General features: G+C 62.1%; 21 protein-coding genes. 12 read left to right on the top strand and 9 right to left on the bottom strand.

The features are described 5' to 3' along the window. The 4 genes from R4P70_RS30890 to R4P70_RS30875 are packed head-to-tail and all read left to right on the top strand — an operon-like array spanning nt 1 to nt 4,750. Nucleotides 1–1,005 (top strand): alpha-ketoacid dehydrogenase subunit beta, encoded by a 1,005-nt coding sequence (locus tag R4P70_RS30890; RefSeq protein WP_317833535.1) that lies wholly within the window; start codon nt 1–3, stop codon nt 1,003–1,005. Continuing rightward, nucleotides 1,002–2,225 carry a dihydrolipoamide acetyltransferase family protein gene (locus R4P70_RS30885; RefSeq protein ID WP_047889399.1) on the top strand — a complete coding sequence of 408 codons (1,224 nt, stop codon included), beginning with the start codon at nt 1,002–1,004 and terminating at the stop codon, nt 2,223–2,225. Before R4P70_RS30890 ends, R4P70_RS30885 begins: the two co-directional genes overlap by 4 nt. Next, nucleotides 2,225–3,619: a dihydrolipoyl dehydrogenase gene (gene lpdA / locus R4P70_RS30880; RefSeq protein ID WP_317833531.1), complete on the top strand. Its 1,395-nt coding sequence runs from the start codon at nt 2,225–2,227 to the stop codon at nt 3,617–3,619. The genes R4P70_RS30885 and lpdA overlap by 1 nt, the downstream gene beginning before the upstream one ends. Before the next feature lie 24 nt (nt 3,620–3,643). Then, on the top strand, nt 3,644–4,750 hold the full coding sequence (locus R4P70_RS30875; RefSeq protein ID WP_317833529.1) for a Glu/Leu/Phe/Val dehydrogenase family protein: 1,107 nt from the start codon (nt 3,644–3,646) through the stop codon (nt 4,748–4,750). Here R4P70_RS30875 and R4P70_RS30870 read toward each other — a convergent pair. The 4 genes from R4P70_RS30870 to R4P70_RS30855 form a co-directional block, all read right to left on the bottom strand. Continuing rightward, a complete protein-coding gene (locus R4P70_RS30870) occupies nt 4,679–5,587 on the bottom strand; it encodes a TIGR04222 domain-containing membrane protein (protein ID WP_133728187.1) in 909 nt (302 codons plus the stop codon). The two genes, R4P70_RS30875 and R4P70_RS30870, sit on opposite strands and share 72 nt — an antisense overlap. Beyond that, nucleotides 5,584–6,489 (bottom strand): TIGR04222 domain-containing membrane protein, encoded by a 906-nt coding sequence (locus tag R4P70_RS30865; RefSeq protein WP_317833527.1) that lies wholly within the window; start codon nt 6,487–6,489, stop codon nt 5,584–5,586. Before R4P70_RS30865 ends, R4P70_RS30870 begins: the two co-directional genes overlap by 4 nt. A 5-nt stretch (nt 6,490–6,494) precedes the next feature. Next, nucleotides 6,495–7,274 carry a TIGR04222 domain-containing membrane protein gene (locus tag R4P70_RS30860; protein ID WP_317833525.1) on the bottom strand — a complete coding sequence of 260 codons (780 nt, stop codon included), beginning with the start codon at nt 7,272–7,274 and terminating at the stop codon, nt 6,495–6,497. A gap of 139 nt (nt 7,275–7,413) precedes the next feature. Continuing rightward, nucleotides 7,414–8,091, bottom strand: a complete 678-nt coding sequence (locus R4P70_RS30855) for an SDR family oxidoreductase (protein ID WP_317833523.1) — start codon at nt 8,089–8,091, stop codon at nt 7,414–7,416. A gap of 77 nt (nt 8,092–8,168) precedes the next feature. Here R4P70_RS30855 and R4P70_RS30850 point away from each other — a divergent pair, with 77 nt between their 5' ends. The 4 genes from R4P70_RS30850 to R4P70_RS30835 all read left to right on the top strand — a co-directional run bounded on the left by R4P70_RS30850 (nt 8,169) and on the right by R4P70_RS30835 (nt 12,387). After that, complete coding sequence (locus R4P70_RS30850; protein ID WP_019746158.1) at nt 8,169–9,095, top strand: metal ABC transporter substrate-binding protein; 927 nt, start codon at nt 8,169–8,171, stop codon at nt 9,093–9,095. Continuing rightward, nucleotides 9,092–9,823, top strand: coding sequence for a metal ABC transporter ATP-binding protein (locus R4P70_RS30845; RefSeq protein WP_317833520.1), 732 nt, complete (start codon nt 9,092–9,094; stop codon nt 9,821–9,823). Before R4P70_RS30850 ends, R4P70_RS30845 begins: the two co-directional genes overlap by 4 nt. A 3-nt stretch (nt 9,824–9,826) precedes the next feature. After that, a complete protein-coding gene (locus tag R4P70_RS30840) occupies nt 9,827–10,705 on the top strand; it encodes a metal ABC transporter permease (protein ID WP_317833518.1) in 879 nt (292 codons plus the stop codon). A 149-nt stretch (nt 10,706–10,854) separates the two neighbouring features. Next, complete coding sequence (locus R4P70_RS30835; protein WP_024487787.1) at nt 10,855–12,387, top strand: GGDEF domain-containing protein; 1,533 nt, start codon at nt 10,855–10,857, stop codon at nt 12,385–12,387. On the opposite strand, the gene R4P70_RS30830 is transcribed toward R4P70_RS30835, so the two are convergent. Both R4P70_RS30830 and R4P70_RS30825 read right to left on the bottom strand, forming a co-directional pair. After that, entirely contained in the window at nt 12,384–13,136 is a 753-nt protein-coding gene (locus tag R4P70_RS30830; RefSeq protein WP_021332577.1) for a cyclase family protein, read from the bottom strand. The genes R4P70_RS30835 and R4P70_RS30830 overlap by 4 nt on opposite strands. 144 nt (nt 13,137–13,280) lie before the next feature. After that, complete coding sequence (locus R4P70_RS30825; protein WP_031330968.1) at nt 13,281–13,691, bottom strand: TIGR03668 family PPOX class F420-dependent oxidoreductase; 411 nt, start codon at nt 13,689–13,691, stop codon at nt 13,281–13,283. A gap of 60 nt (nt 13,692–13,751) precedes the next feature. Here R4P70_RS30825 and R4P70_RS30820 point away from each other — a divergent pair, with 60 nt between their 5' ends. Beyond that, nucleotides 13,752–14,753: a PHP domain-containing protein gene (locus R4P70_RS30820; protein ID WP_019746152.1), complete on the top strand. Its 1,002-nt coding sequence runs from the start codon at nt 13,752–13,754 to the stop codon at nt 14,751–14,753. A 49-nt stretch (nt 14,754–14,802) separates the two neighbouring features. Here the strand turns inward: R4P70_RS30820 and R4P70_RS30815 are convergent, their stop codons facing one another. From R4P70_RS30815 to R4P70_RS30805, 3 genes are all read right to left on the bottom strand, one after another. Further along, entirely contained in the window at nt 14,803–16,164 is a 1,362-nt protein-coding gene (locus R4P70_RS30815) for an HNH endonuclease signature motif containing protein (protein ID WP_317833514.1), read from the bottom strand. A 119-nt stretch (nt 16,165–16,283) separates the two neighbouring features. After that, nucleotides 16,284–17,195, bottom strand: coding sequence for a cation transporter (locus R4P70_RS30810; protein ID WP_317833512.1), 912 nt, complete (start codon nt 17,193–17,195; stop codon nt 16,284–16,286). 72 nt (nt 17,196–17,267) lie between these two features. Beyond that, nucleotides 17,268–17,966: a haloacid dehalogenase type II gene (locus R4P70_RS30805; protein WP_021342252.1), complete on the bottom strand. Its 699-nt coding sequence runs from the start codon at nt 17,964–17,966 to the stop codon at nt 17,268–17,270. A 110-nt stretch (nt 17,967–18,076) separates the two neighbouring features. On the opposite strand from R4P70_RS30805, the gene ggh reads away from it, so the two are divergent. The 3 genes from ggh to R4P70_RS30790 all read left to right on the top strand — a co-directional run. After that, a complete protein-coding gene (gene ggh / locus R4P70_RS30800; RefSeq protein WP_151531099.1) occupies nt 18,077–19,414 on the top strand; it encodes a glucosylglycerate hydrolase in 1,338 nt (445 codons plus the stop codon). Nucleotides 19,415–19,521: 107 nt separating this feature from the next. Then, a complete protein-coding gene (locus R4P70_RS30795) occupies nt 19,522–20,217 on the top strand; it encodes a glycoside hydrolase family 25 protein (RefSeq protein WP_370334015.1) in 696 nt (231 codons plus the stop codon). A gap of 979 nt (nt 20,218–21,196) precedes the next feature. Next, nucleotides 21,197–23,871 (top strand): isopeptide-forming domain-containing fimbrial protein (locus R4P70_RS30790; protein WP_317833508.1); only part of this gene is annotated, 2,675 nt, incomplete at its 3' end.

The following is a 23,871-nucleotide window of genomic DNA, read 5'->3' as shown; positions in this document are numbered from 1 at the left end:
ATGCCCATGCTCACGATGGCTCAGGCCCTCAACACCGCGCTACGGGACTCTCTGGCTGCGGACGACAACGTTGTCGTCTTCGGTGAGGACGTCGGCACCCTGGGCGGCGTTTTCCGCGTCACCGACGGCCTCACCCGCGACTTCGGCGACGACCGATGCTTCGACACTCCCCTCGCCGAGTCCGGCATCATCGGATTCGCAATCGGCATGGCCATGGCTGGTTTTCGTCCGGTCGTGGAAATGCAGTTCGACGCGTTTGCCTATCCGGCATTCGAGCAGATCGCCTCGCACGTCGCAAAGATCCGCAACCGCACCAAGGGTGCACTGTCGATTCCGATAGTCATCCGTGTTCCTTTTGCCGGCGGTATCGGCGGGGTGGAGCATCACTGTGATTCCAGCGAGGGCTACTACGCACACACACCCGGCCTGAAGGTCGTGGCGCCGTCCACGGTGGAAGATGCGTACTCACTGCTACGTTCGGCGATCGAGGACCCCGACCCGGTGATCTTCCTCGAACCCAAGAAGCTGTACTTCTCGCGAGCCGATGTCGAACTGACCGCACGTGAGCCGATCGGGCGCGCCGTCGTCCGGCGCCCCGGTCGTGACGCGACGCTCATTGCCTACGGCCCGTCCGTGGAGGTTGCACTGAAGTCCGCCGAGGCCGCTGCGGCCGAGGGCCGCGACATCGAGGTGATCGACATCCGCTCGATAGTGCCGTTCGACGACGAGACGGTCACCGCGTCGGTGCGAAAGACCGGACGCTGCATCGTCATCCAGGAAGCGCAGGGCTTTGCCGGTGTTGGTGCGGAAATTGCTGCTCGCGTGCAGGAGCGATGCTTCCACCATCTCCACGCTCCGGTGCTCAGGGTCAGCGGATTCGACATCCCCTACCCCGCGCCGAAGCTCGAGCGTCACCACCTGCCCAGCGTCGACCGTGTCCTGGACGCCGTCGACCGTCTGCAGTGGAACGACGCCCCGGACGCCCGTTGGGCGGTGACGGCATGAGCAATCAGGTATTTATGCTCCCCGACCTGGGTGAAGGTCTGGCCGAGGCCGATATTGCGGAGTGGCACGTCAAGGTCGGCGACGTGGTCACCATCGATCAGATCGTCGTCGAGGTCGAGACCGCGAAAGCTGCTGTGGACGTGCCTATCCCGTTCGCCGGGACCGTCGTCGAATTACATGGCAAGGACGGCGACACCTTGAAGGTGGGCACGCCGTTGATCACTGTGAGTGGTGGCGGCAGTGTCGACGCGGTCGTTTCGGCCAACCACGAGCGTTACCGTGAAGAGGAACGCGCGGGTTCGGGCAATGTCCTGATCGGCTACGGCACCAGCGAGGATGCACCGAGACGCCGACGTCGAACTCCTTCGGCGGTACGCGTGATCTCACCAATCGTTCGTAAACTGGCCTTTGACAACGATATCGACCTCTCCTTGCTCTCCGGATCCGGTGCCGGCGGGGTGATAACGCGCGCTGACGTCGAGGCCGGGTCGAACACCGGCCCGGAGACGGAAACGTCGCACGTGAGCGACCAACGCATCCCGATCAAGGGGCTTCGCAAGGTGGTGGCCGACAAGCTGTCCACCAGCCGCCGTGAGATCCCTGACGCGACAACCTGGGTCGACGTCGACGCCACCGAACTGTTGGCGGCGCGAGCCGAGATCAACAAGTCACTGCCCGATTCCGACAAGATAAGCCTGATGGCGCTGCTGGCTCGGCTGACCACCGCGGCGTTGGCGCAGTACCCCGAACTGAACTCGTCGGTCGATACTGCTCGAGGCGAGATCGTTCGACACGCCCGCACGCACCTGGGAATCGCCGCACAGACACCGAAGGGATTGATGGTGCCGGTCATTCGCAATGCCGACACCCTGAGCACTGTCGAACTCGCACAAGCACTTCGGGTAACCACCGACCTTGCCCGCGACGGCAAACTCGAACCCGCCCGCCTGACCGGCGGCACGTTCACGCTCAACAACTACGGGGTATTCGGGGTTGACGGATCGACTCCGATCATCAATCACCCCGAGGCGGCAATTCTGGGGATCGGGCGCATCATCGACAAGCCGTGGGTGGTGAACGGCGAGTTGACCGTCCGTAAGGTCACTCAGATCTCGTTGAGCTTCGACCACCGCGTCTGTGACGGAGGCGAAGCCGGCGGATTCCTGAGGCTGTTCGGTGACTACATCGAGAACCCGATCCGCGTCCTGGGAAGGCTCTGATGACCAAGGCTCCGATGACAACTGCAGAACCCCACAGCGACGTCGTGATCCTCGGTGGAGGATCGGGCGGCTATGCCTGCGCCATCCGCGCCGCCCAACTCGGATTGTCGGTCACGCTGATCGAGGCGGACAAGGTCGGCGGAACGTGTCTGCACCGCGGATGCATCCCGACCAAGGCGCTGCTGCATTCCGCCGAGGTCGCCGACTCAGCACGCACCAGTGAGCAATTCGGAGTCCGGGCATCTTTTGACGGCATCGACATCGCGCAGGTGCACGACTACAAGAACGGAACAGTCGAGCGGCTGTACAGCGGTCTGCAAGGTTTGTTGGCGCAACACAAGATCACTATTGTCAACGGTTACGGAACGTACGTCGGTGGGCGAAGCATCGACGTCGACGGAACCCGCTATACCGGAACATCACTCGTTCTGGCCACCGGTTCGTATCCGCGGGAACTGCCCGGCATAGAACTCGGCCGCCGGATCCTCACCAGTGACCAGGCGCTCGAACTCGACCGGGTGCCCACCAGCGCGACAGTGCTCGGTGGCGGTGTCATCGGCGTCGAGTTCGCGAGCCTCTGGCGCTCGTTCGGCGCCGAAGTCACGATCGTCGAGGCACTCCCGCGACTGATCGCCGGCGAGGATCCGTGGTCGTCGAAGCAGCTGGAGCGGGCATACCGGAAACGTGGAATCGTCTGTAAGACAGACACAAAGGTTGCTTCCGCGAAAGAAGCAGCCGATTCGGTCCGCGTCGAACTGGGCGACGGAACGATCTTCGACACCGACCTACTGTTGGTCGCCGTCGGCCGCGGACCCCGCACGGACGGTAGCGGTTTCGCAGAAAACGGAATCAACCTCGACAAGGGATTTGTCGTCACCGACGAACGACTCCGTGCGTCCGTGGACGGTGTGTACGCGGTCGGTGACATCGTGCCCGGTCTTGCATTGGCGCACCGAGGCTTCCAGCAGGGAATCTTTGTGGCCGAACAGATTGCCGGCAAGGATCCGATACCGGTCGCCGAACATCTGATTTCTCGCGTGACGTACTCACATCCCGAAGTTGCATCGGTCGGACTCGGCGAAGAGGCGGCGCGCACGCAGTACGGCGACATCTCCACCGTCGTCTACGACCTGGCGGGTAACGGCAAGAGTCAGATCCTGCGAACCACCGGGGGAATCAAAGTGATTCGCAGCGGAACCAGAGGTCCCGTCATCGGCGTCCACCTGGTAGGCGACCGGGTTGGTGAACTGATCGGTGAGGCGCAGTTGGCCGTCGCCTGGGAAGCACTTCCCGATGAGGTGGGGCGTTTCATCCACGCACACCCCAGCCAGAACGAGGCGTTGGGCGAGGCCATGCTCGCACTCGCGGGAACACCACTGCACGCGCACAGCTGAACCATGACCAGAAGAGGATCTGCAATGAGCATCGACGACGAACTGCGCTGGGACGGTGAACTGACCGTCACCCGACATGATCGGGAGACCGGCACGACCTTTGTGATCCGAATCGACTCCACCCGTTTGGGACCGGCGTCGGGTGGCACGCGGGCGGCGCATTACTCCTCGATCGGTCACGCGCTGGCGGACGCCGGGAAGTTGTCCGGCGCAATGACTTTGAAGATGGCGGTCTCCGACCTGCCGATGGGTGGCGGGAAGTCGGTGATAGCACTGCCCGCACCGCGCAATCGGATCGACTCGGCGACTTGGTCTCGTATCCTCGACATTCACGCGGAGAACATCGACAAGCTCGAGGGAAACTACTGGACCGGTCCTGACGTCAACACCAACTCTTCCGACATGGATCAGCTCAGTCGCACCACCAAGTACGTCTTCGGGCGTTCGGTCGACAATGGTGGCGCCGGTTCCAGCGCGCACGCCACGGCTCTGGGCGTGTTCGAAGCGATGAAGGCCACGGCGCGTCGTCGTGGACTCGGAACACTCGACGGCCGAAAGGTGCTGGTTCAGGGGCTCGGCGCCGTCGGCGGAGATGTTGTGCGTCTCGCGGCGCAGGCTGGGGCACGCCTGCTTGTTGCCGATACGGACCCGCAGCGCCTCGAGGCGGCTTCTCTTGCGGGGCACACGATCGTTCCTGCGGACGAGGTACTTCGAACGTCGTGTGACCTCTTTGCTCCCTGTGCGATGGGAGGCATCATCGATTCCGCTGCTGCTGCGTCGATTCCGACTCTGGCCGTGGCGGGCGCAGCAAACAACATCTTGACCGATGCCGCTGCGGGCGAGGTTCTGCGGAGCCGCGGGGTTCTCTGTGCCCCTGATTTCGTCGCGAACGCAGGCGGAGCCTTTCACCTCGTGGGGCGAGAAGTCCTGGGGTGGAACGAAGACGATGTCGTCGAACGAACCCGAGGGATCGGTCGAACTCTGGACGAGGTGTATTCGTTGAGCGAGGAACGTGGCATCACTACCGAGGCCGCAGCGCTTCTGCTCGCCCGGACGCGGCTATCCCCCGCATCCACCACCGCCGCCGCCACATCCGCCACCCCCACTGCAGCTGCCGCCTCCCCCGTCTGAACCGCCACCGTCCGAACCCCCGCTACTTCCGCTGCCGTCGGCACCGATTCCGGCGGCGGAGGCCAAGGCGGGATTGATCATCAGCATCGCCGAACCTGCGAAGAGAGCGGCGGACATCCCCGCCAAGCGTGGGCCGTAGGCGGAGAAGGCAGGCTTGTTGCGCGGGGACAGGTAGGCGTGTGCCGTGGTCAGTTCCGAACGTGCCGCACTGCCCGAGGTGGTGCGATCGAAGTTGAGCCCGAGCAGCGGGATGCTGAACCCGGTGGCGAGTACGGCGAGAATCAGAAACTCGACGGGCTTGTCGTTGTGCAGTCCGAAAGCAATGCGGACGATACCCACGGCCACCAGGATCTTCAGCGGAACTGTGGAGAGAAAGATTGAACGCCTGGTGCTGTCGGAGGTCAGGTATCCCCGGTCCGCCAAAGAGTTTCGTAGGCGAGCTGTTTCCACCGTCATGCGCTCGGCGAGTTGCCGCCGACGATGGGGTAGAGCCTGCTGGGCCAGGCGCTGGTACACGGTGAGGGTGTACCAGTCCAGGGTCTCGTCGCCAGGGCCCAAAGGGCGCAGGACAGCGCCGTCGGTGGTGATCAGATCAGCGCTACGCAGGATTGCCAATGACGCTGCGATGGCGCGTGACTCGCCGGTGAGCATTCCGACTTCCGGAGGTGTCAGTTGCTCGGCGGAATACCCGTGCCCGGCGGAATACCTGCACCGGCGTGCCCGGATCATCAGACGCCACACCAGAGTGAGAACCATGAGCGTGGCCGATACGGCTATGTAGCCGTAGAGGAAATCCTCGCTGGGGATCCCCCACGTGTCGGCTGCATGCGTGCTCATCCCCCACACCCCCCGCCGCCGCAACTGCTACCGCTGCCGTCCGAGCCGGACGATCCGGATGAGGAGCCACAACTGTAGTAGCTCGAACCCCCGCCGCCCGGGCTGTACGCGGCGCCCGCAGCCACTGCTCCCGCCAGCGCGGGATCGATCAGAACCAGAGCGCCCGAACCGAAGAGCGCCGCCGAGAGCCCGGCGAGCGAGGGACCGTAGCTCGTGTACGCGGGCCGCAGTTTCGGTGAGAGGTACGAGTTTTCGTGCTTGAGGCGTCGAAGCTCGCTGTCGCCCAAAGCTGTCCGACGACGCTTGATGCGGAGAAGTGGAATCATCAGCGCGAGAACGATGATGGTGAGGAGCAGAAACCCGACCGGCTTACCGCCGGCGATGCCGGCGACGAGACGGACTACGCCGAGACCAATTACCGCCAGGATCGGAACGGTCCGAAAGGCAGCAGTCAGCCCGTCCTGCGGGCGTTGCAAGTATCCCTCGTCGATCAGCGTCGTACGTAGTTGTGCGAGTGCGACGTTCAGCCGTCCCATCAGACGCACCTGCCGCAGCGGGACCTTTCCGTTGCCGAGTCGCTTGTGCACGGTACGGGTGAACCAGTCGAGACGACTCTTGTCCTCCGCAGTGAGTGCCAGCTTGGTCTTTCCTTCGGTGCTGATCAGTTCGGCGCTACGCAGAATAGCCATCGACGCCAGAACGGCCTGGTAGTCACTGGTCAAGGCACCGATCTCGGGAGGAGTGAGCGGCCGACGGACCGAGTCGACGACCACGGGCGACCGGCGCGCAGTCATTCGGCTGTACAGCGAGAGTCCGATCGCGACGGCAGCCGCCACCAGGTACCACTGAAGGAAAGTCTGGCTGGGGATCCCCCACGTGTCGGCTGAGTAGTAGTTGTTCACCGCACTCACCCCCCACAGCTCACGGTGCTCGAGAAGGTCGAGCAACTGGACGGTGAAGACCCGCCGCCGCATCCGGGTGCCCAACCGCCGTCGCGACCCGGACCGAAGAGTGCCGCGGCAATACCCGCCGACGTCGCCCCGTAGGTAGCAAACGACGGTTGGAAATTCGGTGTGAGGTAGGAGTATTCGTCCTTCAAGCGACTCAATTCGACCTGGCCGAAACGAGTGCGTCGGCTCAGGCGGAGAAGGGTTACGACAATCAGGGCGAGGCAGACGACAACGAGCGGAAGGTATCCCACCGGGTTCTCGTTCACGACAGTAAATCCGGTCCTGATCGTGCCGACCACGGCGACGATAACGACCGGTACCACGGACAATCGCGTCAAAGTGTGTTCACGATTGCCGTTCAGGTAGCCGGCCTGCACCAGGTCGCTACGAAGCTCCAACAGCGGCAGCGGAAGTGTCGGCACGAGCCGGGAGGGCACGGCAGTTCCACCGGCGTCGTCGATCCGCTGGCGGACGATGCGGGTGAAGCGGTCATGCTGACCCTGGCCGGCAGAATGTGCAGCACTCTCGAGTTCTGCCACGGCAGCGCGTACCGCACGCTCGTCGCTGGTCAGTACACCCATCTCCGGTGGTGTGAGTGTGCGCAATGCAGGTGTGGGCTTGCGCATGGCGACGCCTCTGATCGCAAGTGCGATCACCACAGCTCCGGTGGCAGCGGCGACGTACCACCCGAGGAAAGCCTCGGTGGAAATTCCCCACGTATTCGTATGATCATGCATCGCACACCACCTCTCGATGAACTCCTGAGAACCAGTCCAGTCTCTTTGTCCGACAACTGATGTCAGTATCGGGCCAGTACCCGGAAAAGCGATATCCGGGTGGCCATCGTCATCATTCCGTTACCGGCGAACTGGGGATTTACCGGCCGGTAGGTCGAAGCACGATCTCCGTGGGGTGTGCGTCGGACGGTGTTTCGACGGCAGTGAGTACGGCACGCGCCACAGTGGAGGCCTTCAGGAAGCGCTCCGGGTCGTATTCGTCGCCCTCACCGGCGACGATGTCGCGCTGCATGTCGGTGTCGATCCGACCGGGGTGAATGGAGGTGACCCGCAAGGACGGCTCTTCCAGGCGCAGTGCGTCTCCGAAAGCGCGCAGGGCGAACTTGCTGGTCGCGTACGAGCCCCAGCCGGCGTTGGCGCGCAGTCCGGCACCGGAATTGATCAGTACGACGTGGCCACCGGCTGCCCTGAGGGCAGGAAGGAGGACACGAGTGAGTTCGGCGACGGCGATGACGTTTGCCTCGAGGGTGCGTCGCCACTGATCGACCGAGGATTCCTCGATGGTTCCGATATCGGCCACGCCGGCGTTGTGTACCAGCACGTCGAGCGTCGTGATGGACGAGGCGGCGACCGCGACGGCGTCGTAGTCCGTGAGGTCGAGGGGTAGGGGCGTCGATCCGGGTAGTTCCGCGCAGATCGGCTCGAGGGCCTGCGCGGATCGTGCACCGAGCAGCAGGTCGTGTGTCGGCGCCAGTTCGCGTGCGATGGCAGCTCCGAGGCCGCGACTGGAACCGGTGATCAAGGCAGTAGGACGCATGGTCCGAGCCTATCGAGTGTGAATTGTTCGGCTATACGAACTTGTGTATTTGTTTACCCACATATTAGAGTTCGACCATGACGACTCGCGACGCGAAGAACTTCCGCCGCCTGGGAATTGCCGCCCTCGCCGCCCTGCTTCTCTCCAGCTGTTCTGCGGTGAATTCCGGCTCCGACGACGACCGCCCGGTGGTGCTCACCACGTTCACCGTGCTGTCGGACATCGCCCAGAACGTTGCCGGCGATCACCTTCGCGTCGAGTCGATCACCAAGGCAGGGGCGGAAATTCACGGCTACGAGCCGACGCCCGGAGACATTCGGCGGGCGAGCGAAGCCGATCTGATCCTCGACAACGGCATGAACCTCGAGGCGTGGTTCGCGAAATTCGTCAACGGTCTGGACGTGCCACACGTCGTGGTCAGCGACGGCGTCGAAGGCATTCCGATCGCCGGCGACGCCTATGCGGGCAAGCCCAATCCGCATGCATGGATGTCTCCGTTGAATACGCAGATTTACGTCGACAACATGGTGACTGCTTTCAGCGACCTCGACCCGGACAATGCCTCGGCATTTGCGGAGAACGGCGCGAAGTACAAGGCGGAACTGCAAGCAGTTCAGGACGGCCTGGTCAGTGGGCTGGCGGCATTGCCCGCAGGTCAGCGCGCACTCGTCAGTTGCGAGGGTGCGTTCTCCTATCTGGCCAGGGACGCGGGACTCAGCGAGGCCTACATCTGGCCGGTCAATGCCGAGCAGCAGGCGACGCCGCAGCAGATCATCGCCGCGATCGACTTCGTCCGGGCCAATTCCGTTCCCGCGGTCTTCTGCGAGTCGACGGTCTCGGATGCCCCCATGCAGCAGGTTGTCGGGGCGACCGGCGCGAAGTTCGGCGGAACGCTGTACGTCGACTCGCTGTCCGAAGCCGACGGTCCCGTGCCCACCTACCTGGACATGATTCGCCACGACACCGACGTCATCCTCGGCGGTCTGACCGGCGGTAAATCATGAACGAAGCCATTCGCGTCGAAAACGTCAGTGTTCACTACGGCGAGGTCCACGCACTGGACCATGTCGATCTGACGTTGAATTCCGGAAGCGTCTGCGGATTGATCGGTATGAACGGTTCAGGAAAGTCGACCCTGTTCAAGGTGATCATGGGAATGATCAAGCCGGACAACGGTTCTGTGAGAATCGCCGGTCTCGACGCAGCCGCTGCGCGCAAGAGCGGGCGCGTCGGATACGTGCCGCAGAGTGAAGACGTCGACTGGACCTTCCCGATCAGTGTCGGTGACGTCGTGATGATGGGTAGGTACGGCCACCTCGGGTTCTTGCGACGTCCGCGGCGTGCAGATCGCGAGGCGGTGGCAGAGGCCCTCGAGCGGGTAGAGCTCACAGAATTTGCGGATCGTCAGATCGGTCAGCTCTCGGGTGGTCAGAAGAAGCGCGCCTTCGTCGCACGCGGTATCGCACAGGACGCGTCGATACTGTTGCTGGACGAGCCTTTTGCCGGCGTCGACAAGCGTTCCGAGGCAACGATTTCGACGCTGCTACGAGAGTTGGCTTCCGACGGCCGATCGATCTTGGTCTCGACTCACGACCTCCACGCCGTGCCGAAACTGTGCGACGAGGCGGTACTGCTCATGCGCAAGGTTCTGGTGCACGCCGACCCGGACACCGTGCTTCAACCGGAAAACCTCGCCCTGGCTTTCGGTCTCGACGTGATGGACAGGACCTGATCGATGAACCTCGTAGAACTGCTACTTGATCCTCTCCAGTACGGATTCATGGTGCGCGCGTTGGCCGTTGCGGTTGTGGCCGCGGTTGTCTGCGCGGTGCTCAGTTGTTGGTTGGTGCTCATCGGGTGGTCACTGATGGGCGATGCCGTCTCGCACGCTGTCCTGCCCGGTGTTGTCCTCGCCTACGTCGTCGGCGCTCCATTTGCCATCGGGGCCTTGATCTTCGGGCTGATCGCCGTCGCACTGATCGGACTGATCCGTAACACCAGCCGCGTCAAGGAAGACGCCGCGATCGGTATCGTCTTCACGACCCTCTTTGCGTTCGGTTTGGTTCTCATCTCGGTGACCCCCAGCCAGACCGATCTCAACCACATCATTTTCGGCAACCTGCTGGGGGTGAGCTCGTCCGATCTTCTGCAGGTCGCGATACTCGGCGCGTTGGCGTTGAGCATTCTGTTGATCAAGCGTCGCGATCTGACGTTGTTCGCCTTCGACCCGATCCATGCCAACGCGATAGGTCTTTCGCCTAAGCGTCTCGGAGCGCTGCTACTCGGCGTCCTCGCACTCACGTCCGTTGTGGCGCTGCAAGCTGTCGGAGTCGTGCTGGTGGTGGCGATGCTGATCATCCCCGGCGCGACGGCCTACCTTCTCACTGACAAGTTCTCGCGGATGCTGGTGATAGCTCCGGTGGTTTCCGCAATCTGCGCGATTACGGGTATCTACGTCAGCTACTACCTCGACACAGCTTCCGGGGGCATGGTTGTGATGACGCAGGGCATCGTGTTCGCCCTGGTGTACCTGTTCAGCCCGTCGCAGGGGGTCATTGCGAAATGGACTTCGCAGCGGCGTAGGACCCGAGCGGAATACAGCGCCGTGGTTTGACGGGCGGTCTTGATCGTTCGTCCAGTTAACAATCCGCTACCAAATCGGGTAGGTTCGTACGGGCATTCGTCACCACAAACATTCCGGCCGCAACGATGCCGGCTGCAAGACAATCGGTGGTGACGCCTTGAACACCGATGGGCCCTTCGATGACGCAGTTCCGAGCACGACGCACGTGGCTGGTTCTCGGCGTCGTTGTTGCGGTCATCGTCCTCGCCGGATCCGGGCTGCTCAGCCCACGAACCTCGGTTCTGGTGGACGATGTCGCCCAGCTCGTCGGCGGCGCCACTGCGACTGCGGTCTGTTGGTGGACGTCGCGGCGCCATCACGGAGTCGAGCGTCGTTGGCGAACTCTGATGGCTCTCGGTATGGCCGGCTGGACCCTCGGAATGTTCTTCTGGGCGTTCTACCGCTCAGTTCTCCACGTACCACTTCCGTCGCCGTCGATCGCGGACATCGGTTTCTTCATGTTCCCGGTGTTTGCCGTACCGGCGCTTCTGTCGCTGGTACGTGAGTCTCCCCGGCGTGAGGCGATCGGCCCGATCCATCTCTGGCTCGTGCTGACGCTCGACGGGCTTGTCGTTGTCGGTGGATTGTTCATCCTCACGTGGACGACCGCCCTGGGTGCCGTCGTTCATACCGGTCCGACAGGGTCTCTCGGGTTTCTTGTCGCGGTGATGTATCCAATCACCGACTTCGTTCTGATCGCGATGGTCTTGCTGATGGTCATCGGACCGAAGGCCGTTGCCGAGATCCGCGAACCGCTGACGTTCCTCGGGTGCGGGTTGGTGATGCTCTCCCTTTCGGACAGTCTGTACGCGTACTTGGTGGCGATCGGCGCCGAGAGTATGCCGACCATCGCCGATGCGGGGTTCATCGCGGGGCCGCCTTTGATCGCCTTGGCGGCGCTGACGAAGCGAACCGAGCCTCGGAACCGCGACGCGCCACAGCAGTGGCGAAGTGATCGGACTCAGTTGCTGCTGCCGTATCTGTTGATCGCGGTGATCGCGACGATCGTGACTGTTCAGGCACTGATCGTCGGCAACCTCGATGCCGTGGTCGTGATACTCGGCGTCGGCGTGCTGGTTCTCGCGCTGGTGCGCCAGATACTCACGCTCCTCGAGAACGACGCGCTCCTCCAACAGATCTCCGCTGCGCAGGACGAGCTCCGGTACCGAGCGCATCACGACCCACTCACCGAGCTCGCCAACCGGGCCGCATTCGACGAACACTTCGCGAGCGCCATCGAGAACTATCGCCTCACGAACTCCGATTGGGTGCTGATGCTTGTCGATCTGGACGACTTCAAACAGGTCAACGATCGTTACGGGCACCCGGCCGGTGACCGGTTGCTGGTTGCCCTCACGGCGCGTCTGCGTGAAGCGGTTCCCGAGAGTGCATTTGTCGCTCGATTCGGCGGCGACGAATTCACGGTGCTTCTGCAGGGCCCGATCGACGACGCCGTCGTCGTAGCCCACCGGATCGTCGACGCGCTCAGTTCTGATCAGACTGCAGACACATCGGTGTCGGTAGGTGCGAGCGTTGGTGTCGCGCAGTTCGAGTTAGCCGACGAGCCGCTGAGTGCACACGCTCTTCTCCGCCGAGCCGATGCGGCGATGTACGAGGCGAAGAGAAGCGGAAAGGGCGCCGTTGTCGTCTACTGCGATCGCCGCGAAGACTAGCGCCGTAAGAGTGCGAAGATCGTTGCCGGTGAACCCGATCCGGCCTTGTTGATCGCGCCACCGACAAGGATGCTCGCCCCGGTGGTTGGCAGGGCGGCAAGATTGTTCAAGTTCTCCAGGCTGATTCGATGCTTGTCGTACAGGAGCGTCGAGACGGGGTAGGTCTCGTCGTTTCCGAGGTCGGGACCGAAGGTGTCGGTTCCCAATGCTCCGCGGGTGCCCAAGCGTCCGGTGTCTATCAGCCACTGCGCCGCGTCCACCGAGAAGCCGGGTTGGTGGGTGACACCCTCGGCATCGGCGTTGGCATATTCTTCGCTACCCCAGCGCGATTCCCAACCGGTCCAGAGAACCACGGCCGCTCCATCGGGGATCTTGCCGTTGCGCGTTTCCCACTCCTGAAGGTCCGCGACCGTGAGCGCATAGTCCGAATCGGCGGCAGCCTTGTCCCGGATGTCGATCTTCACTGCGGGAAGGAAGAGGTCGGCCGGATCGAGTTGGTCGGCTGTGAGTCCACCTTCCTGAAAGTGCGCGGGTGCGCCCCAATGTGTGCCCGTGTGTTCACCTTCCTTGACGTACTGGAGGTAGTAGCCGTCGTCTGCGATGGTTGCCGCTGTGTCGAGAGTGAACGCGGGATCGCCGGGAAAAATCGGCGTGGTCGCGGGGTCGTTCACGTGGGAGAGCGAAACGACTTGCAACAGCTCATCCAACGGGGTTGTTGCGTCTTGGCTGCTTCCGGAACTGCTACCCATGTCGATCACCTGAGGTCCCGCTACCAGCGCCAGGCCTGTGGCTGCACGCTGAAGTAACTGTCGTCGTTTCATCGATCCCCCGCCAATTTGCCCGAATTGAGAGTGTTGCAATCACTTTCGCTCCTTGAACACTAGGACAGAACCTTAGGCTGCTGCCGACCATGACGACCACTCCACATCGCGGACGGCTATCACCTGTCCGTGCGGTCGGTGATCTACGTACTGCGGATACTTTGCGGCCAAAGCGTCGATTGCGCTCTCGGACTCCTTGGTACCGGGGCCGAGGACCTCCGCGCGTCCGTCGACGCGGACCCACCAGAGTGCGGACCAGTTGTCGTCGTAATGATCGACGAGCAGGCTCGCACGCCCCGTCTCGGTGATGTTCCGGAGCCTGCGAAGTGCGGTGGTGGTCTTCGGTTTGTGGTCGACGCAGGAATAGACGGTGTCGCCGACCAAAACGAATACCAGCGGCACGATGTGCGGAACGCCGGCCGCATCTGCCGTTGCCAGGTGAGCCACCCGCGCGGCTTCAAATCGTGCTCTCGGGTCGTCCATATTCACAGCGTAAGGGGATCAAGGCTTGCCGCGAGCCGCTGCTGACGGAACAGTGGTCTCATGGAACCGGATGAAGCGCTTCGGGAGATCGCCTACTGGCTCGAACGATCACGCGCTGAAACGCACCGCGTCAAGGCCTATCGCCGAGCTGCGGAGGTCTTTGCTGGATTGTCCGACGAGCAGAAGGAGTCTCGCCGGAAGGCCGACAGTTGGAAGGCTCTCACCGGCATCGGGCCCAAGACGGCAATGATCATCGCCCAGTCGTACGACGGCGTCCCCGAGTATCTCGAGGAACTGCGGGGGCAGGCCGAGCCCATCGGCGACGGCCCATTGCGCCAAGCGCTGCGCGGCGATCTCCACACACACTCCGACTGGTCCGACGGCGGAAGCCCCATCGAAGAGATGATGCGACGCGCAGCAGCACTCGGCCACGACTACTGCGCCCTCACCGATCATTCGCCTCGCCTCACTGTTGCCAACGGGCTGTCCGCGGAGCGCCTACGTTCTCAACTCGACGTGATAGCCGGGTTGAATGCCGAACTGGCTCCCTTCCGCATCCTCACGGGAATCGAGGTGGACATCCTCGAGGACGGTTCACTCGATCAGGATCCCGATCTACTCGACGAACTCGACATCGTGGTGGCGAGTGTGCACTCGAAGCTGCGGTCCGAACGCGAGGCGATGACCCGCAGAATGCTTGCTGCAGTGCGAAATCCGCGTGTCGATATTCTCGGGCATTGCACTGGGCGTCTTGTCGAGGGTGCTCGCGGAACCCGGCCCGAGTCGCAGTTCGATGCGGAGAAAGTGTTCGAGGCTTGCCGAGAATCAGGGACCGCCGTCGAGATCAACTCCCGACCGGAGCGTCGTGACCCGCCTTCGCGTTTGATCGAGTTGGCCCGCGATCTCGATTGTCTTTTCTCCATCGATACCGACGCCCATGCCCCCGGTCAGCTGGCTTGGCAGGGCTACGGCTGTGACCGGGCCGAAAAGTGCGGCGTCGAAGCGGATCGGGTGATCAATACGTGGACCGCCGAAAATCTTCTGGAGTGGGCGGGCAATTGAGAGCACGCCGGAATGGGTCACCGAGGCGTTTGCTCGGTGACCTCCGGGTTCAGCGTCGTGTGGTGGAGCGGCGGGGTTTCTGGTCGGGGTCGATGCCTGGCGGGGGGATGAACCAGGGCAGGTGATCAGCGCCTACCTGGATTTCCCATTGTCCGGTGAATCCGGGTTTTCGGTGCATCAGGGTGTGGTGGGTTCGGCAGAGCAGGACCAGGTTGTCCATGACGGTTGGTCCTCCTTTGGCCCAGTGTTTGATGTGGTGGGCGTCGGTCCAGGCGGGGACGCAGTCGCAGCCGGGGAAGGCGCATCCTTTGTCGCGGGCGATCAGGGCGGTGCGTTGTGCTGCGGTGACAAGCCTTTTGAGTGGGGTGACGTCGAGTGGGGCACCGTTTCCGTCGAGGAGGACGCTAGAGAGCATGCAGTCGCAGGCGATCATGCGGGTGCGGCCGACGCTCAGTGGTCCCATCCAGGGCATGTGGCCGACATCGAGATCTTGTTTGTCGAGATCGTGAATGTCGAGATCCGGCATGCCGGGATCGTCGTCCTCGGACGGGCCAGGTGTTGAGCCATCACCCGTTGTGGCGCATTCACGGTGGTAGGCCAGGTCTTTGGCGTTGATGTGCACGTTCAGGTGCGGGCGTTGGCCGCCGTCGATGCCGGTGGCAGCGTTGTCGAGGTAGCGCCGGATCAGCTCTGCCATGGCGTCTGCGTTGCGTGTGGCGGCGGGTCGTTTGTCGGGTGTGCCGTCCTTGGCGGGGGTGGGCATGGAGAGGCTGGAGAGGGCGGAGAGAAGCATCTCGCCGGTCACTCCGTCGAAATCGCCTCGCACGGCGACTCTTCCGTTGAGGGTCGGGGAGATGCGCAGTTCGTTGCGATCGGTGTCTTCGCTTGGTGGTATGGCGTCGGATTCGAACATGTGCTCGAGGACGCTGATGGCGTAGCGCAGTTTGACGGTGGTTGCTTCGACGCCGGATGCTGCGGCGAGGAGTGTGTCGCGGCAGTACGGTAGCGCGGCGTCGGGCATTGTTTTGGGTGGGGATTCGCAGAACGCCACGATCAGTGCTGCGTGCTCGAAAGTGAGGTCGCCGGCATCGAATTGGTCTTCGATCTCGGGGAATGACCGTAGGGCTTTTCCCAGGGTTGCGATTCTTCTGCCGGTGGAGATTTGCAGCATGGTGTGGTTCGCGAGCCATTGTCCGGTGCCGCGGTAGCAGAGTACTTGTTCGTCCGGGTTCAACGTCAGGGTGTCGACGGCGGCCACTCGAATGGCTTCCAGGCGAAGGATTTCCGCTGACGCGGTGATGGCGATCTCGCGGACGTCGGTGGGGTGCAGCCGCCACAATCGTCCGCGCACACCCACGGCGGAGCTGTTGACCACGGCAGTGACAGCGTCGTCGGTGATGTCGATCGTCATGAGAACCCCCCGTTCCACCTTCCATCATACTCGAACATACTTTCGAGTCAAGGACGTTTTCGAGAAGGTGAGGTGGGCCCGGCCGTCGCGATTCTATTGTTCGAGAGGAGATTCCGCCTCTAGAGCATCAGCGCCGGATCTGTGGTCAGTTCGATGTTGAGCCATGGTTCGTAGGGGAGATCGGCGAGGCTGTTGGCGAACGAGCGTCGAACTGCGTCTTCACCGTCGATGTCCCAGCTGTGTGGCGCGACCATGAACGTCGCTTCGATATACAGCTTGCGACCCACCTTGCTCATGGTGAGAGTCGGTTCGTCCAAGCCGAATTCGTCGCGGACGGCGGTGATGGCCTCGTGCACGCGGGCCTGAACGTTTTCGCCGGGAGCACCTTCGAGGAGTTCGATCAGTGCGGTTCGCAGAAGTGCGTACGGTTGCGGGACCAGCATCGCGCAGCCGAGGAGGACCAAGACGGAGTCGACATATCGGTCGGCGTCGGAGAAATCGGTGCGGCCCAGGATCATTGCGACGACAGCACCGACTGCGACCAGCGCGCTGAAGGCAGCCGACGCTCCCCATTGCCTGGCTTCGGCGACGAGCAGATCAGATGTGCGGTCGACTTGTCCGACGTAGCGCCAGATGATGATCGACACCACTGCGCTGACAGCGCCGTATGCCACCAGCGACCCCGCGGTGACGTCGGCCCCGCCCGCGAGAATGACACGAACTGCCTCGACTGCGGCGTACGCGAGTGTCGCCAGTAGTGCCATGCCCTGGACAGCGATGACTACCGGGATCAATGCCTCCTTACCGAACGGGAAGCGTGCGGTGGGGCCCGAGTCGGCTACCCGCGAGACCCGCAGCGACAGCGCCGTCAACACCATTCCGATGAGGGCGTACACACCGTCGAGCAGGATCACCTGGGACTGCGAGATCCAGCCCCAGAATGCGGCGAGCACAGCCAACGCCGTTGCGACCACGAGCGAGTACCGCAGAGCCTTGCGTTCGCGGGTAGCGCTGTCTTCCTTGGTGCCCATGAAATCCAAACCGCCTGTCCGTTTCGATATTCCTTCACGTAGGAATACCAGCAACGACGCGCAGGCACGGCATCAGTGGACCAATTGCGCTGCCAGATCGAGAAAGTCCTCGGCGTTGATGTCGAACTCGTCGGAGAATGACACATCGGGATTGCCCCTGGCTCCGAATTCGAGTGGTCGGGCTATGAAGGCTGTGCGGAACCCGAGAGCTTTGGCCGCCCGGATGTCATATTTGTGGCTGGCAACCATCATGATCTCGGCCGGGTCGAACCCGAGGTATCGAGCAGCCAGGTGGTAGATCTTCGGATCTGGTTTGAAGACACCGGCCATTTCGGCGGTGAAGACGGCATGCCATGGCAGATTTCCGTGCCGGGAGATGCTGACTGCGGCATTCACATCGGCGTTGGACAAGGCAGCGATTGTGTACTGCTGGCGCAGGGTTGTCAGGCCTGCGACGGTGTCCGGCCACGGGTCCAGGAATTTCCAGGCGGTGGTGAGTTCTTCCTGTTCGGCATCGGAAAGTTCGATGCTCTCGCGGGCCAAAAGCTTGCGCAGAGCCTCGCGGTACACCGAATGTACTGTCACCCATTCGCCTGTGGAGTCGTCGGCCTCGGAGGTGTTCGCGAAGTACTCAGCGCGCCAGAGATTGACGAATCTTGGCCAGTCGACGTCGGCGTCGGTGATCCGACGGGCCTCTCGGCACAGGGTGTTGTGAAAATCGGTCGCTGTGCCCTGGACGTCGAACAGCAGTGCTTTGATCTTCTCGCGCACAAGCCCTCCACTTCGAGATCGCCTGACGGTGTTGCCACATTATCGCGGTTACGGCGCCCGATTCGTGCTCGATGAGCGCAAAGGCGCCGCGCGTCGCAAAATAGACATCTATGGCCGACCGCGGATTTACCCCGACTCAGCTCGCCGCCCGAGCTGCCTACCTGCTGCGCGGAAACGACCTGGGCACGATGACCAGCGCTGCCCCGAAGCTGTATCCCCACATGTGGAGCTGGGACGCCGCGTTCGTCGCGGTAGGTTTGGCGCCGCTCAGCGTCGAACGGGCGGTAGTAGAGCTCGATACCTTGCTTTCGGCTCAGTGGAAGAACGGAATGATTCCGCACATCGTGTTTGCGAACGGTGTCGACGGCTACTTCCCCGGCCCGACGCGTTGGGATGTCAATGCGTTGGCAGCGCATGCTCCTTTGGGTACCGCTACGTCGGGAATCACCCAACCCCCCGTTCACGCGATTGCGGTGCAGCGGATTCTCGATCATTCGCGTCGGCACGGACGTACGACGCGTGCGGTCGCGGAAGAGTTCCTCGACCGGCGCTGGAGCGATCTGGTTCGGTGGCACCGCTGGTTGGCGGAGGCCCGCGATCTCGACGGCAACGGCCGCATCGCGCTCTATCACGGGTGGGAATCGGGGATGGACAATTCTCCGCGATGGGATCTGGCGTACGCGAATGTTGTTGCGGGACAGGTGCCTGCGTATCAGCGCGCTGATCTCGCTGTGGTGACCGACTTGTCTCAGCGACCCACGGATCACGAATACGACCGCTACCTTTGGCTTCTCGAAGAGATGAAGGCCGTGAGGTACGAGGATTCTCAACTCGCCACTGCCATGAGTTTTGCCGTGGAGGACGTGTTTGTCAGTGCGGTTTTCTCGATGGCATGTGACGTTTTGGCAACTATCGGTGAGGAGCATTCGCGACCAAACTCCGACGTCCGTGATCTGCGCGGTTGGGCAGATCGATTCCGGCAGGGCGTAATTGCCACCACCGATGAACGATCGGGTGCAGCAAAGGATTTCGATCTTCGCACCGGACGATGGGTTCATACCGAGACCATCGCGATGTTTGCGCCGTTGCTGTGCGGCGGCCTGAGCCGCGATGCCGAGCGCGCTCTGTTGCGCACTTTCGAGGGGCCCAAATTCTGTGGCCATCCGGACATGCGATTTGCCGTCCCACCGTCGACGTCTCCGGTTTCCGGCGATTTCCGTCCTCGGGAGTATTGGCGTGGCCCGGTGTGGCCGGTGATCACGTGGTTGTTCTCGTGGGCGTTCGCGCGTCGGGGGTGGGCCGAGCGATCGCACGTCTTGCGTTCGGAGGGGGTGCGGCAGGCCAGTGACGGCAGTTTTGCCGAGTACTACGAGCCTTTCACCGGTGAGCCGCTGGGCAGTATGCAACAGTCGTGGACCGCGGCGGCCGTTCTCGATTGGCTCGGTTGAGTGAACATTCCCTGAATTAGCGGACAAAACGGACTAGTCGACCTTACTCTCGGGAAATGGTCGAGCGACGGATCGTCAGGACACTGGGCAAGCTCACCCCGATCGCGATGGCAGCTGCCATCGCGATCACGGCACCTGGCCTCGCCGCTGCCGACGCTCCCCGCGGCCCGGACGTCTCGTCGTGGCAGCACGTGGACGGAACCGGAATCGACTGGTTCCAGGTCAAGGCGTCAGGGCACGAGTTCGCGATGGTCAAGGCCACCGAGTCGCTCAACTACGTCAATCCGTACTTCATCCAGGATTGCCTGGTCATGCGCGCCGCCGGCGTCTCGCGCGGGGCCTACCACTACGCAGATGTTCGCCAGTCCCCCGAAGCCCAGGCCGCCTTCTATTCGGCGATCGTCCTGGGTATCAACGGACCTGGTGACCTGCCGCCCGTACTGGATCTCGAGGACGCGAAGGGACTGCCCGCCGGTCAGGTCATCGACTGGACTCATCGCTACCTGAATACAGTCCAGGCACTTACCGGGCGGCAGCCAATCATTTACACGTACCCCAACTTCTGGCGTACCCAGATGGCCAACACCACCGAGTTCAACCACTACCCGCTGTGGATCGCCGATTACAACGGGCAGAACGCACCGGGCCCGCTGCCCGGTGGTTGGTCCAACTGGACCTTCTGGCAGTACACCAGCACCGGACGCATCCCCGGGATCACCGGAAATACCGATATCAACGTTTACAGCGGGGCGCAGGGCGATTTCGATCGCTACGCCAACAGTGTGGGGTTCGGCAGCAGCTAGTTTGCGGCGGGGGCCCTTGGCTACGTGGTGCCCGGTTCGGGCCCTTTCGCCCTCGAGGCATTTGTCTCGAGGCACGCGGAAGGGCCCTTTTTGGCACTCTTGTGACGCTTGGCCGGTTAGTCCGGTTGTTGCTCGCCAGTTACGAGAATTCTGCCGAGTGGTAGCCACAGTCGCTGGACTTTCGACTAGCTGAGCAGGATCAGAAGATAGCTATGGCAGAAAATGAGCAGGACCGCTCCAACTGAAAAGCTACAAAACGGACTTGAAGTTGGGTCTGGATCGAAGGCGCCCGCTCGGTTTCGGTCGAAGATGGCGCCTCGCAATCCAATTATCGGAGCCCCGGAGTACTTCGTTACTGGCAGCCGTCGCCGGGTGTGGTCTGGATCAATTCGATAATTTTCGACGTGCTCGCACGGGTGATCGGACTCCATTCAGTACGGAGTTTCCGCTCATGGTTCGAGGCGCTGTGGCGCATCCAACAGGCCTTATCCATATTGGGCATTTGTCCAGATTCCTGGTCGCCTCGAAGTTGGTCGTCACCCGATCTGGTCAGCGGAAACGCTGAATGCCATCGCGTTCGGAGCGGTGCCGTACTCCGAGGGCTGAATTGTCCGCTTGAACAACGCTGCTCCTCGAAGCTTGTCCGATCTACGAACAAAAACGTCGATCGGTCTGCTTTGTCCGACTTTCGATGGGCAAGCTCCCGGTTATCTGTTATCTTGATTCAGATAACTGGAAGGTTGCTCTCGATTTGCACGGATTTCGAGGGCCAAGGTCCTGTTCAGGGCGGCTCTTCCAACACGCAGGTGTTTCCGAAGAGGAGCTCGAATGACAGGACCGGCAACAGCGTCCGGTGTGAGGTCGATCAGCCGAAAACAGGCGGATCGACCCGAACCAACCGATCAATCGGGAGTTCGCGCCAGCGCTCTCGCATCTCCGTCCACCGAACATCGATCAGGCACATCCTGGGGAGTAAGAAATGCCTAACGACATACCGCCGACAAGGTCGGCCCTATTCACCGCAGGGCTCCCGCCCTGGGTGCGAGCGTGGACGGTGGTGTGGACCGCCATCGCGATGATTCTCGGCCTCTCCGGCGCGACGGCAGTAGCTGCATCAGCGCAGCCGGCCGCGACGCTCGGCGGTCCCGTTCAGGCTCAGACGCCGGCTCGTGCTGCTGTCCTGCCGGACGAACAGCCCGCAAAGGGCTGTGCCTTCAGCGCCCCTAACACTGGCCCTTTCTCGCAGAACATCTGTTGGATCGACATGTCGGCGCTCAACGAAGCCGCGGCCACATCCGCGGCCGGGCAGTCGATGGAAATCCAGCTCACCGAGGGCTACAAGATCAACTTCAAGGCTTTCCTCACCAACTCGGTTGCCGGAAAGAATCACCAGGGAATCGAAACGGATGATCTTCCCACCTTGCACTACGCAGCTCTTGGGACTTCCGTGTATACGGGTGTGCCGTCGACGATCAAGCCGGCGATCTATCAGAAGTCATCCGAGAATGGACAGTCTGGCGGAACGGTGTCGCTGAAGAACATCGTGATGACCGGTCCGAATGGCCCGATTTACAACTACGGCCTCGTGGCTGCTGACGCCGAGTCGACTGACGCCAACACGTCGACTGACAAAGAGTTCCTGACCTTCAATTCTGACAAGCCTCTCCGCCAGATCGCACGCACGGTTGGTGCGGATGCGCCTGGATACCCCGGAATTCGGGCTTGTGACGGTGGGCTGACGGCTATGCCCGCCACCACCGTCCGATGTGATTCTTGGAACCTGGTCAACAACCAGGAGTATTCGCCGGGCACTTTGGTTGTTGCATCGACCGCTCCAACCAACTTCGCGGCGACGTTCGGTAATACCGTTCTGGCCACCTCTCGTCAGGGTCTGGCTTTCGGTGTCCTGCTCTCGAAGGTCAAGATCGACAAGGACCTCACGCGCGTCACCCCCGGTGACGATTTCACTATCGGCATGAGCACCGGCCACCACGCAAACGCGGGTGCTGCTGCAGCGACCGAGATCAAGAGCACCACGACCGGCGCTACAGATACGACGGCATCGACTGGCTGGCGTACGCTCCTCGCAGATACGACACCTACTCCTGTCACGTTCTGGGAGAAGCCAACTACCTCGGCGACCAAGACCGCGAACTATGCGACGTCATGGGATTGCCAGGTAAACGGTGTGACCCAGGCGCTCAGGGTCGGGGACGTTGCGCAGGCAGCACTCACGCCGGGCGACAACGTGTACTGCAAGGTCAAGAACACTCCGGTTCTCGTGAAGAAGTCGTCGTCACCACCTACCGGTGAGGCGGTCAATATCGGCCAAACAATCACCTACACTCTGAATTTCGAGAATCCCGGCACTGCGCCGGCAACGATCGACTACACGGACTTCCTCGCCGACGTCATTGATGACGGAACGGTTGCGGTCGGTGCTGCTACAGGCGGACTCACCGCTGCATTGAATGGCACCGACAAGATCAAAGTCGGGGGCACATTGCCAGCCGGCGGCAAAGGGACTGTCACCTACACCGTCACGGTCAAAGACGGTGGCAACAAAGTCCTGAACAACTACCTCGTTCCGGGGACAACAACTCCTCCCACAACATGCGATCCTGCAACCAATCTCTGCACGACGCATCCCATGCCCGGGTTCACGGTCGCGAAGACCGCTGTGCCCGCGACAGGTTCGACGGTTCAGGCCGGCGATACCATTACGTACACGGTCACCGGTGCTAACACCGGCAAGACGGCCCTAACTCCCGCGACGATCAAAGACGATCTGAGTGCGGTTCTCAACAATGCTGCTGTCGTTCCGGGCTCGCTGAAGGCGACCGTCGACGGTGCTGCTGTCGCTGCTCCGACCCTGTCGGGCAGCATTTTGTCGTGGTCCGCCAATCTCCAGGCTGGTAAGTCTGTTGTTCTGACCTACCAGGTGAAGGTCAATGCCGGCGTTGCCGCGGGCACGGTTCTGAACAACAAGGTCACCGGTACTGCGAAGCCACCCACCGGTCCGGACATCACTCCTCCTACGGTGGAGACGAATCACTCGGTTCCCGGCTTCAAACTGGAGAAGACTGCTGATCCGATTTCCGGTTCGACAGTTCAGGCCGGCGAGTCGATCAAGTACACCGTCACCGGAACCAACACCGGTAAGACGAAGCTCGATCCGGTAAAGATCAACGATGATCTGGGTGCGGTTCTCAATAACGCCGCTGTCGTTCCCGGTTCGCTGAAGGCGACCGTCGACGGTGCTCCTGCCGCTGATCCGACTCTGTCGGGCACCACCCTTTCGTGGACTGGTTTTCTCGAAGCCGGTAAGTCCGTCGTTCTCACCTATGAGGTGAAGGTCAACGACGGCGTTGCCGCGGGCACAGTCTTGAACAACAAGGTCACCGGTACTGCGAAGCCGCCGACCGGTCCGGAGATCACTCCTCCTTCTGTGGAGACGAATCACTTGGTTCCGGGTTTCGCGGTCGCGAAGACTGCGGATCCGGTGTCGGGTACCAATGTTGCTGCTGGTCAGACGATCACGTACACGGTGACGGGTGCCAATACGGGTAAGACGACTCTTGATCCGGTGGTGTTGACCGATGATCTGTCGAAGGTTCTCGACAACGCCGCGTTGGTGGACGGTTCGCTCAAGGC

This window comes from Rhodococcus sp. IEGM 1241, from assembly GCF_033142365.1.
GTDB classification, from domain to species: Bacteria; Actinomycetota; Actinomycetes; order Mycobacteriales; family Mycobacteriaceae; genus Rhodococcus_F; species Rhodococcus_F erythropolis.
Note: the sequence above shows the minus strand (reverse complement) of the source record. Positions and strands in the feature narration are given on the sequence as shown.